Source organism: Paraburkholderia diazotrophica (assembly GCF_900108945.1).
Taxonomy (GTDB): domain Bacteria; phylum Pseudomonadota; class Gammaproteobacteria; order Burkholderiales; family Burkholderiaceae; genus Paraburkholderia; species Paraburkholderia diazotrophica.
In genome coordinates, this window is sequence record NZ_FNYE01000015.1 from 169,856 (window position 1) to 180,974 (window position 11,119).

The 11,119-nt window shown below is 64.4% G+C and carries 10 protein-coding genes and 1 rRNA gene; 10 read left to right on the forward strand and 1 reads right to left on the reverse strand.

Annotated features, from left to right (window positions below; all coding sequences use genetic code 11):
• The first annotated feature begins 40 nt into the window (after positions 1-40).
• Complete coding sequence (locus BMW76_RS20400; protein ID WP_090868290.1) at positions 41-796, forward strand: DeoR/GlpR family DNA-binding transcription regulator; 756 nt, start codon at positions 41-43, stop codon at positions 794-796.
• 15 nt (positions 797-811) lie between these two features.
• On the opposite strand, the gene BMW76_RS20405 is transcribed toward BMW76_RS20400, so the two are convergent.
• Positions 812-1,921, reverse strand: coding sequence for a 2-aminoethylphosphonate--pyruvate transaminase (locus tag BMW76_RS20405; RefSeq protein ID WP_090868343.1), 1,110 nt, complete (start codon positions 1,919-1,921; stop codon positions 812-814).
• 344 nt (positions 1,922-2,265) lie between these two features.
• On the opposite strand from BMW76_RS20405, the gene phnS reads away from it, so the two are divergent.
• From phnS to BMW76_RS20450, 9 genes are all read left to right on the forward strand, one after another.
• The gene (gene phnS, locus BMW76_RS20410; protein ID WP_090868292.1) at positions 2,266-3,354 is read left to right on the forward strand and encodes a 2-aminoethylphosphonate ABC transporter substrate-binding protein; all 1,089 of its coding nucleotides are present in this window, start codon (positions 2,266-2,268) and stop codon (positions 3,352-3,354) included.
• Positions 3,355-3,484: 130 nt separating this feature from the next.
• Entirely contained in the window at positions 3,485-4,588 is a 1,104-nt protein-coding gene (phnT, locus tag BMW76_RS20415; protein WP_090868345.1) for a 2-aminoethylphosphonate ABC transport system ATP-binding subunit PhnT, read from the forward strand.
• A complete protein-coding gene (locus BMW76_RS20420; protein WP_090868294.1) occupies positions 4,566-5,486 on the forward strand; it encodes a 2-aminoethylphosphonate ABC transporter permease subunit in 921 nt (306 codons plus the stop codon). Before phnT ends, BMW76_RS20420 begins: the two co-directional genes overlap by 23 nt.
• Positions 5,486-6,346, forward strand: coding sequence for a 2-aminoethylphosphonate ABC transport system, membrane component PhnV (gene phnV / locus BMW76_RS20425; protein WP_090868296.1), 861 nt, complete (start codon positions 5,486-5,488; stop codon positions 6,344-6,346). Before BMW76_RS20420 ends, phnV begins: the two co-directional genes overlap by 1 nt.
• Before the next feature lie 82 nt (positions 6,347-6,428).
• Positions 6,429-7,190: a phosphonate utilization associated transcriptional regulator gene (locus BMW76_RS20430; RefSeq protein ID WP_090868298.1), complete on the forward strand. Its 762-nt coding sequence runs from the start codon at positions 6,429-6,431 to the stop codon at positions 7,188-7,190.
• 52 nt (positions 7,191-7,242) lie between these two features.
• A complete protein-coding gene (gene phnA, locus BMW76_RS20435) occupies positions 7,243-8,502 on the forward strand; it encodes a phosphonoacetate hydrolase (RefSeq protein ID WP_090868300.1) in 1,260 nt (419 codons plus the stop codon).
• The gene (gene phnY / locus BMW76_RS20440; protein WP_090868303.1) at positions 8,499-9,956 is read left to right on the forward strand and encodes a phosphonoacetaldehyde dehydrogenase; all 1,458 of its coding nucleotides are present in this window, start codon (positions 8,499-8,501) and stop codon (positions 9,954-9,956) included. The genes phnA and phnY overlap by 4 nt, the downstream gene beginning before the upstream one ends.
• A 4-nt stretch (positions 9,957-9,960) precedes the next feature.
• Positions 9,961-10,521: a phosphonate degradation HD-domain oxygenase gene (locus tag BMW76_RS20445; RefSeq protein ID WP_090868305.1), complete on the forward strand. Its 561-nt coding sequence runs from the start codon at positions 9,961-9,963 to the stop codon at positions 10,519-10,521.
• Between the two features lie 518 nt (positions 10,522-11,039).
• Positions 11,040-11,119 (forward strand): 16S ribosomal RNA (locus BMW76_RS20450); the annotation flags it as partial.

The following is an 11,119-nucleotide window of genomic DNA, read 5'->3' on the forward strand; positions in this document are numbered from 1 at the left end:
CCTGAACCCCTGCTCGCCGCCTCGCGGCGGCCCCCAACCGATGCTGGCAGAACAACGTCACCAATACATTCTGGCTCAGGTCACCAAGACGGGCGCACTGTCGGTCGCCGAGCTGGTTCGCGAGCTGAACGTATCGCGCGAAACGATCCGCCGCGATCTGAACGCGCTCGCCGAGCGCGGCCTGATCGTGACGACGCATGGCGGCGCGCTGTCGAGCGACCGGCGCGAGCCCGATCTCGACACGCGCGAGGCCGCTAACGCGAGCGCGAAGCGCGCAATCGGCGAGCGCGCGGCACAACTGGTACCCGACGGCGCGTCGGTCATCATCGATTCCGGCAGCACGACGCACGCCGTCGCGCGCGCGCTGATGGACCGCCACCGGCTGGCCGTCTACACGAACGACTGGCGCATCGCGCTTTTGCTCGGACGCCGCAACGACAATCGCGTGACGCTGCTCGGCGGCGAGCTGTCGGACAACGAAGACGCCGCGTTCGGCCTCGATACGATTCACCAGCTTTCGCACTATCACGCGGACTTTGCGCTGATCGGCGCGGGCGGCATCACGCCGGACGCGCAGCTGTCCGACTATTCGCGCATGGCGGCCGAGGTGCGCAGCCGGATGATCGACGCCGGCAACACGGTGATCGTCGTCGCCGACAATTCGAAGTTCGGCCGCGTGACGCCCGTGCGCATCGAGGGGCTGGAGAAGGCGCGCTACGTCGTGACGGAACTCGCACCGGATCGCGCGCTCGCCAAGGCAATCACCGCACGCGGTCCGGAACTCCTGATCGCGTGAGTGCCGCGCGTCGCTTCATTTCACGCTGAGATCGAGCTGCGCCAGCGTCCGGCCGATGGCGGCAACGGCGTTGTGGATCTCGTTCGTGTCGATCGAGCCGATGCAGCCGACCCTGAACGTCTCCACCTCCGTGAGCTTGCCCGGATACAGGATGTAGCCCGCTTCCCTCACGGCTGCATAAAACTCCGCAAAACGCCACTTCGGATCGCGCGGCGCATGGAACGTGACGATCACGGGCGCCTGCACGTCGGCCGGGAGGAACGTGTCGAAGCCAAGCCCCTTCATGCCGTCGACGAGCGCCGCGCAGTTGCGCGCATAGCGAGCGCCGCGCGCCGGCTGGCCGCCTTCCGCGATGAACTGGTCGAGCGCGCTGCGCAGCGCGGCGACCACGTGCGTCGGTGGCGTAAAGCGCCATTGTGTGGTCTTTTGCATGTACGCGTACTGATCGTACAGATCGAGCGCGAGCGACGGCGAGCGGCCCTCGCATGCCTCCAGCACGCTGCGTCGCACGATCACGAAGCCCATCCCCGGCACGCCTTCCAGACACTTGCCGCTCGCCGACACCAGCGCGTCGATGCCGCCATTGCGCAGATCGATGGGCAGCGCGCCGAACGAACTCATCGCGTCGACGATCAGGCTCTTGCCGTGGTGCCTGCACACGGCCGCAATCTCGTCGAGCGGATTGAGCAGGCCCGCGCTCGTCTCCAGATGCACTTGCGCGACGTGCGTGATGCGCGGATCGCGGTTGAACGCGTCTTCGATAGCGCGGGCGCTGGCCGGCTCGTCCTCGCGTAGCGGCAGTTCCACCCACGCGATGCCGAGGCGTTGCAGCACCTTGATGATGCGCGCGCAGTACGCGCCGTTGTTCGGCACCAGCACGCGGCCGTCGCGCGGCACCAGCGTGCCCAACGCGGCTTCGACGGAAAACGTGCCGCTGCCCTGAAGCGGCACGCAGACGTACTCATTTGCTCCGTGTACGATCTCGACAAGATCGTTGCAGACGCTCTGCGTGATGCCGTTGAACGCAGCGTCCCACGAACCCCAGTCGCGCAACATCGCTTCGCGCGTTGCAGGCGAGGTCGTCAGCGGTCCTGGCGTCAGCAGGATAGGGTCGTTTCCAGGAATCACACAGCCTCCTTCAAAATCAGTGAAATGCGGGCGAATCGCGTGTTGTCCGGCGCATGTGCTTTGCATATTATTGGCTGATTGTGTCATTTTGTGGAAATCTGCAGACTCTTCACGTCGGTGTCACAAAAAAAGACGATTCTTGCCGTGCCCGTTCAGACAAGGCAGTCCGGTACGAGCAATCGTCGAAGGAATGGCTTGACGCAAACGCCGCAAAAAAGTTGTCAGCAATCTGCAATTGCACGGCTTCGGCCGCGAGATCGGGCGGATGCCCCTTTCGGAGCGCCGCCGGGCACCACCACTATCGGGTCATCACAGGTTTTTTGCCTTTCGGAGAGAACGACATGAAAAAGACGGATCACCTTCGCTCGACGGGCCGCATTGCGCGCAAGCTGCTGCCCGCACTCGTCGCGGCAGCGGCGTTCGGCGGCGCGATATCCGCGCACGCGGCGGGCGCGGTCGTGCTGTACACGGCTGACGGCCTCGAAAACCTCTACAAGGACGTGCTGCCTGCGTTCGAGAAGCAGGAAGGCGTGAAGGTCAACATCGTGACGGCAGGCAGCGGCGAAGTGGTGAACCGCGCGACCGTCGAAAAGGACGCGCCGAAGGCGGACGTGATCGTCACGCTGCCGCCGTTCATCCAGCAGGCGGCGCAATCGAGCCTGCTGCAGAACTACGAGAGCGTGAACTACAAGAACGTGCCTGCGATCGCCAAGGCGTCCGACGGCGCGTGGGCCACCTTCGTCAACAACTACTTCTCGTTCGCGATCAATCCGGAAGTGGTGAAGAACCAGCCGAAGACGTTCGCCGATCTGCTGCACCCCGACTACAGCGGCAAGGTCGCTTATTCGAACCCGGCGACGGCGGGCGACGGCATGGCCGTGATCATCCTGACGACGTCGCTGATGGGCGAAGACAAGGCGTTCGACTATCTGAAGAAGCTGGAGCAGAGCGCCAAGTTCCACACGAAGGGCACGGGCTATCTCGACGTGCTGCTCTCGCGTAACGAAATCGCCGTCGCGAACGGCGATCTGCAGATGGATCTCGACGACGCGGCGAACGGCGGCCTGTCGCTCAAGCCGATCTTTCTCGCAGCCGAGGCGGGCGGGCAGCCGACCACATTCCAGTTGCCGTACGCGATCGGCCTGATCAAGAACGGTCCGAACCAGGCGCAAGGCAAGAAGCTGATCGACTATCTGATGTCGACGGAAGTGCAGGCCAAGGTGCCCGACATCTTCGGCATTCCGGGCCGCACCGACGTGCCGCTCGCCGGCAAGAACGGCACGGCCGTCAAGCAGGCGATCGCGGGCGTGAAGCTGATCCCCGTCGACTGGAATCATGTGATGTCGAAGAAGGCCGAATGGACGGCTCGCTGGAAGAACGACGTGATCGGCAACTCGGGCAAGCCGCTCGAAGTCGTCAAGCCGAAATAATCACGGCGTCTGATGGAAGGACGCGCGGCGTGACGAGCGTCGCGCCGCGCACAAGGCATTTGATGCACCCGATGCGCGTGACGCAGCCGGTGCTGCAATTCAAGCTCACCAACGCAGGAGGATGGACCCGGTGAACACTGCAACAACCCTTGCTGGTTCGGGCGCGCTGGGCGCCATTCCGCGAGCGGAAGGCGTCGCTCGCACAGGCGAGCCCGGCGGCGTGCAGATCGAGCATCTGACGGTGCGCTTCGGTTCGCGCACGGTGCTCGACGATCTGTCGCTGACGATCGAGCGCGGCGAACTGTTGACGGTGCTCGGCCGAAGCGGCTGCGGCAAGACGACGTTGCTGCGCTTCATCGCCGGTTTCATCGAAGCCGACGGCCTCGCCGGCACGCTGACGGTCGCGGGCCGCGACCTCACGCACGTGCCGCCGCACAAGCGTAATCTCGGCCTGCTGTTCCAGAGCTACGCGCTGTTTCCGCATCTGTCCGTATTCGAGAACGTCGCGTTCGGTCTGCGCGCGCGCCGCATTTCGACGAAGGAAATCGCGCGGCGTGTCGCCGATGCGCTGAAGCTCGTGCAGCTCGGCGACGCCGGTCACGTGATGCCCGCGCAACTGTCGGGCGGCATGCAGCAGCGCGTGGCGCTCGCGCGCGCGCTCGTGATCGAGCCGGACGTGCTGCTGCTCGACGAGCCGCTGTCCGCGCTCGACGCCAATCTGCGTGCGTCGGTGCGTTCCGAACTGAAGGCGTTGCATGAGCGCCTGCCGAATCTGACGATCGTCTGCGTGACGCACGATCAGGACGACGCGCTCGTGCTGTCCGACCGCACGCTGCTGATGCGCGAAGGCCAGATCGCGCAGCTCGGCACGCCGCAAGAGCTATACGACAAGCCGGGCGATGCGTTCGTCGCGCGCTATCTGGGCGCGGCCAATCTGCTGCCGCCGAACGTCGCGTTTGCGCTCGGCGACGCGCGCCATGCGGAGCGCGAGCGCGTCGCGTGCCTGCGTCCCGAGGCGATGCGTATCGTGCCGCTCGGCGAAGGGCAGTTGCACGGCACGATCGCATCCGTCGAATGGTATGGCTCGGTACTGTCCGTGCAGGTCGCGCTCGACGCGATGCCGGGCGAGCCCGTGCTCGTATCGATGCAGCGCGGCAGCGGTGTGACGCCCGAAAAGGGCGCGCGGATTTCCTTGCGTTACGAGGCAGACGATGTCGTCCTTATCAAGCCCTGACGCGCTCGCCAATCGCGACGCGCTGCGCGCCGCAACGGCCGCATCGCATGCGGCGGCGAAGCGCCGGCGCGAGCGCATGTCGCAATGGCATTTGCTGTTTCTCGCCGTATTCGTGCTCGGCCCGCTCGTGATCTATCCGCTCGTGCGTCTCGTGATGCTGAGCCTGACGGGCGCGCACGGGCTGAGCTTTCACGCGTACTCGGCGTTCTTCCGGAATCCGGAGACGAGCGGCGTGATCGGCACCACGCTGTGGATTCTGTTCGCGAGCGCGGGCCTCGCGTCGGTGCTCGGTGTCGCGCTCGCGTCGCTGCTGTTCTTCAAGCCGTTTCCTGGTGCGCGGCTCGTCACGCGGTTTCTGGAACTGTTCGTGGCGTTTCCCTCGTTTCTCGTCGCGTTCACGCTGATCTTTCTGTACGGCTCGCAGGGCTCCGTCAGCATCGGGCTGCAGCGGCTCTTTCATCTCGAAGCGCCGCCGCTCGATTTTCTGTTCGGCATCGGCGGCGTAATTCTCGCTGAAGTGGTGTTCTACGCGCCGTTCGTCGTGCGTCCGACGCTCGCGTCGTTCGCGATGCTCGACATGCGGCTGATCGAAGCCGCGCGCAGCCTCGGCGCGAACGGCTGGATGGTCGCGTTCCGCGTGATCGTGCCGCTCGCGTGGCCGGGCATCGCGGCGGGCACGATCCTGTGCTTCCTGCTGACGTTGAATGAGTTCGGCATCCTGCTCGTGCTCGGTAGCGCGCATCTGATCACGCTGCCCGTGGCGATCTACAGCTCGGCCACCGTCGATCTCGATCTGCCGGCGGCTGCTGCGGGCGCCGTCGTGATGCTGGCGATGTCGCTGTCGCTGTATGCGCTGTACCGCCAGGTCAACAGGCGCAAGGTGGGAGGAGCGAAGTAATGTCCGACGTCGAGCAAACCGTGCTGCCCGCCGTGCATCATCGCGCGCGGCCCGTTCAACACAGGCTCGTCACGCGCGTCGCCGGCGGTTTCTTCATGGCGTTCGCCGCATTGCTGTGCTTCTGGCTCTTCGTGCTGCCCGTGATCGTCGTCGCGCTGTCGAGCGTCGCCGCGCACTGGTCGGGCACGATCCTGCCCGACGGCTTCAGCATGCGCTGGTTCGAGCGCCTCGGCGGCAGCGATTTCGATGCGCTCGTGACCAGTCTGCAGATCGGCTTCGGCGTCGCGATTCTCGGCACCGTACTCGGACTGTGGCTCGCGCTCGCACTCGAAGGGCGTGACCGGCGCGGCCTCGGCGCCCTCGTCGATACGATCGCGATGGTGCCCAACGGCGTGCCGAGCGTCGTGCTCGGTCTCGCCGTGCTGATCGCGTATCACAAGAAACCGCTCGATCTGTCGAGCTCGGCCGCGATCGTCGTGTTCGTGCAGCTGGCGCTGGTGCTGCCGTTCTGTTATCGCTGCGCGGCGGCGGCATTGCGGCCGGAGCTGACGATCCTGCGCGAAGCGGCCGCGAGCCTCGGTGCGCCGCCGTCGATGGTGCTGCGCCGTGTCGTGCTGCCGCAACTGGTGCCCGCGATCCGCGCGTCGCTTGCGCTCGGCTTCGCGCTGTCGCTCGGCGAGCTGGGCGCGACGCTGACTGTTTATCCGCCGGGTTTCGCGACGGTGCCGATCGTCGTCGTCGGCCAGGTCGAACGCGGCTATTACCTGCCGGCGTCCGCGCTGTCGCTGATTCTGCTGCTCGCGTCGCTGGCTGCGCTGCTGCTGATCGCCGCGCGCGTGCCGCGCCGTCGCGTGGACTGACAACGAACAACGTTTCCTGATTTTTCGTGAGGTGTGCCTGCATCGGCGGACCTCGCATCGTTATGTGGCAAAAAGTGTCGAATTGACGGAAAATATGGAAATTGCGTCGAATGATCGGATCGAGGTGGTCCGGCGGCATTCGCTGACGGCGCTGGTGCGAGACGAGATCGAGCGCAACATCGTCGATGGCAGACTCGCGCCCGGCGACAAGCTCAACGAAGCCGACTGGGCCGCGCGTCTGCAGGTGTCGCGGGGGCCCGTGCGCGAGGCGTTTCGCGCGCTGGAGCAGGCCGGCCTCGTGCGCAACGAGAAGAATCGCGGCGTGTTCGTGCGCACGGTGTCGCTGGCGGAGGCCGACGAGATCTACGCGGTGCGCGCGGTGCTCGAACAGGCGGCGTGCAGGATGCTCGCGCAACGGATCGACGCCGCGCAACTGGCGGCACTGCGGGCGCATGTCGACGCAATGCATGCCGCGCTCGAGGCCGGCGATCACGATGTCTATGCGCGAGAAAACATCGCGTTCCACGACGCGATCGTCGCGATGGCGGGCAACGGCAAGCTGTATGAGACCTATCGCAGGCTGATCGGCGAATTGAGTCTGTTCAGGCGCGCGGCGCTCGGCGTGCGCGGCGACGCGATGGACCGTTCGCTTGCCGAGCATCGCGCGATTCTGTCGGCGCTCGCTGCGCGCGATGCGGACGAAGTGGCGCGGCGGATGCTCGCGCACGTCGACGGCGGCAGGCAGCGCGCGCATGAAGCGGCCGGGGCGCATCGGTCCGGCGAACATGATGATCGCGATGGTCGCAACGAACGGGATGACGGCTTGAGCGTGCTGCTCGCCTGAGTCGGCGGAACCAATGAAGAACACGCGTCAGCGACGCGTAGGGAAGAGAACGATGGCAATCCAATCCGAACGTACTGTTGAAGTGAATGGCCGCAGCTACCGGTTGCCGGCGACCCCGACGGTGGTCGTGTGCGTCGATGGCTGCGAGTACGACTATCTGGAAGCGGCCATGAACGCGGGCGTGGCGCCGTATATCGGCAAGATGCTGCGCGACGGCGCGGCGTTCAGGGGCGACTGCGTGATTCCGTCGTTCACGAACCCGAACAACCTGTCGATCGTGTGCGGCGTGCCGCCTTCCGTGCATGGCATCTGCGGCAACTACTTCTGGGACCCGCAGGCCAACGACGGCAAGGGCGCGGAAGTGATGATGAACGATCCCGCGTATCTGCGCGCGCCGACGTTGCTCGCGGCAGCCGCCGATGCGGGCGCGGCCGTCGCCGTCGTCACCGCCAAAGACAAGTTGCGCCGTCTGCTCGGCAACGAGATGAAGGGCATCTGCTTTTCGGCGGAAAAGGCCGATAAGGTGACGCTCGAAGAAAACGGCATCGGCGAAGTGCTGGATCTGGTCGGCCTGCCGTTGCCCGATGTGTACAGCGCGGATCTTTCCGAATTCGTGTTCGCCGCGGGCGTGCGGCTTGCACAGACGCGCAAGCTCGACCTGATGTATCTGTCGACGACCGACTACATCCAGCACAAGTGGGCGCCCGGCACGGAGGGCGCGAACGTGTTCTACGCGATGATGGACGGCTATCTGGCGCAACTCGATGCACTCGGCTGGGTAATCGGACTGACGGCCGACCACGGCATGAACGCGAAGCACGATCCGCAGACGGGCGAGCCTAACGTCATCTATTTGCAGGACCTGATGGACGAATGGCTTGGCGAGCGGGCGGCGCGCGTCATTCTGCCCATCACCGATCCGTACGTCGTGCATCACGGCGCGCTCGGGTCGTTCGCGACGATCTATCTGCCTTCGGACGCGAATGCGCGTCAGGTGATCGAGCGTCTGGGCGGCATGAAGGACATCGAAGTCGTGCTCGACAACAAGGCGGCGTGCGAGCGCTTCGAGTTGCCGAACGACCGCGTCGGCGACATCGTCGTGATCAGCAGGAAGAACACGGCGCTCGGCACGCGCCGCGACGAGCACGATCTCTCGGGACTAACGGTGCCGCTGCGCTCGCACGGCGGACTGTCCGAGCAGGAAGTGCCGCTGCTCTTCAATCGGCGCATCAGCGAAGCACGCGTCGCGGGCAAGCGTCTGCGCAATTTCGACGTGTTCGATCTCGCGCTCAACCATCTGGCGGCATCATGAACACAATCGCCCAGTCCAACGATCATCCCGCGTTTCGCGCGGAAGCGCTGCGGTTGAAGGGCGAGCGCGCGGCGCGCTCGCGCACGCTCGACGTGCTCGATCCGTATACGGGCATGCGAGTCGGTACGGTGCCGATGGCGAGCGTCGACGATGTGCGCGCGGCATTCGACTACGCGGCTGTTTATTCCGCGAAGCTCACGCGCTATGAGCGCTCGCAGATTCTCGAGCGCGCGGGCATGCTGCTGCGTGAGCGGACGGAAGAAGCGTCCGATCTGATTTCGCTCGAATCGGGTCTGTCGAAGCAGGACACGCTGTATGAAATCGGACGTGTTGCCGATGTGCTGAAGTTCGCGTCGATCGAAGCATTGCGCGACGACGGCCAGAGCTTCTCGTGCGATCTGACGCCGCACGGCAAGAAGCGGCGCGTGTTCACGCAGCGCGATCCGCTTGCGGGCGTGATCGTCGCGATCACGCCGTTCAATCACCCGATGAACCAGGTCGCGCACAAGATCGCGCCCGCCATCGCGACGAATAATCGCGTGATCCTGAAGCCTTCGGAAAAGGTGCCGCTGTCGGCGCTCTATCTCGCGGATGTGTTGTATGAGGCGGGACTGCCCGCGCCGATGCTGCAGGTGCTCACGGGCGACCCGCGCGAAATCGCCGACGAGCTGGTCACGAATCCGCTTGCCGAACTCGTGACGTTCACGGGCGGCGTGGCGATCGGCAAGCACATCGCGGAGCGCGCGGGGTATCGGCGCGTCGTGCTGGAACTCGGCGGCAACGATCCGCTGATCGTGCTCGAAGACGCCGATCTCGAGCGTGCCGCTGCGCTGGCCGTTCAGGGCTCGTATAAGAATTCCGGTCAGCGTTGCACGGCTGTCAAGCGGATGATCGTGCAGAAGAGCATCGCTGCGCGCTTCACGGAGCTGGTCGTCGAGAAGACGCGCGAGTGGACATACGGCGATCCGTTTGACGGGGCGAACCAGATGGGCACGGTGATCGACGAAGCGGCCGCGCGGCTCTTCGAATCGCGCGTGAACGAAGCGGTTGCGCAAGGCGCGCGTCTGCTCGTTGGCAACGAGCGCAAGGGCGCGCTGTATTCGCCGACGGTCGTCGATGGGGTCGATCCGTCGATGACGCTGATTCGCGAGGAAACGTTCGGCCCCGTCTCGCCGATCATCACGTTCGATACGTTCGATGACGCGATCCGTATCAGCAACGGCACGCCGTTCGGTTTGTCGTGCGGCCTGTGCACGAACCGGCAGGACGCGATTCCGCGCTTCATCAACGAGTTGCGCGTGGGCACGGTGAACGTGTGGGAGGTGCCGGGGTATCGCGTCGAACTGACGCCGTTCGGCGGCATCAAGGATTCGGGCCTCGGCTACAAGGAGGGCGTGCAGGAGGCGATGAAGAGCTTTACGAACCTCAAGACCTTTTCTCTTCCATGGGAGTGATGTTGTGGCATTGAGTCTGGACGACATTCGCGCGTTGTTCGAAGCGCATGGCCGGCTCGCATACAGCGGCGAGCCGGTGACGCAGCTCGAACACGCATTGCAAAGCGGCGCGCTCGCGGAAGCGGCGGGCGCCGCCGATGAACTGATCGCTGCGGCTTTCCTTCATGACCTCGGACATCTGCTGAACCGCCAGGGCGAAACGCCGACGGCGCGCGGCATCGACGATCTTCACCAATACTTCGCGTTGCCGTTTCTGCGGCCCGTGCTGCCGGAAGCGGTGCTCGAGCCGATCCGTCTGCATGTCGATGCGAAGCGCTGTCTGTGCGCGATCGATGCGACTTACTTTGGGCGCTTGTCGGCGGACTCCGTGCGCAGTCTCGAACTGCAGGGCGGCATCTACACCGATGACGAGGCGCAGGCTTTCCTGAAGAAGCCTTATGCAGAAGACGCGTTGCGCTTGCGTCGCTGGGACGATCTGGCGAAGGAAGCGAATCGCGCGACGCCGGATCTCGATCACTATCTGAATGTCGTATCGCGTGTGATGGAAAGGCATGCTGTCGTTTGATCTTTGTGTATAAGACAGACTGCATGGAAGTGCTGATACTTCGTTCATATGTCATGCGCTTTACGTACGTCGAAAAACCGCTTGCAACGGCGGTGCCAAGCGCCTAGAATTCCGCTCTTTCGCGCGGCGGACACCGCGGCGCGAGGGAAGCGGGAAAGGCGGGAGAGCCGGCAATGAGGCGGTTTTCCGGCGGCGTCGGCGGGTGCTGCGGTAGCAAAAAACCTGTTGACGAACACCGGAAGGTTCTGCATAATCTCGTTTCTCTGCTGATGCAGCAACGCAACGAAGGCAAGGCGCCTCGTGCGGATGTTCTTTAAAAACTAACAGCCGACAGATGTGGGTGCTCGATGGCGAGCGCACGGTGGTTCTCCGGAATCACCGATAGCGAAAGTAATCGAGTCTCACACAGAAAGAAATTGAGGAAGGTCCGATGGGGTTGAGAAACCCGGTCGGACCATCTGTCAGTGATTTTGAGTGAGCGACCGGTTCGTAACAGAACCGAAAACAGTAACAGGTTTGAACTGAAGAGTTTGATCCTGGCTCAGATTGAACGCTGGCGGCATGCCTTACACATGCAAGTCGGACGGCAGCGCGGGCT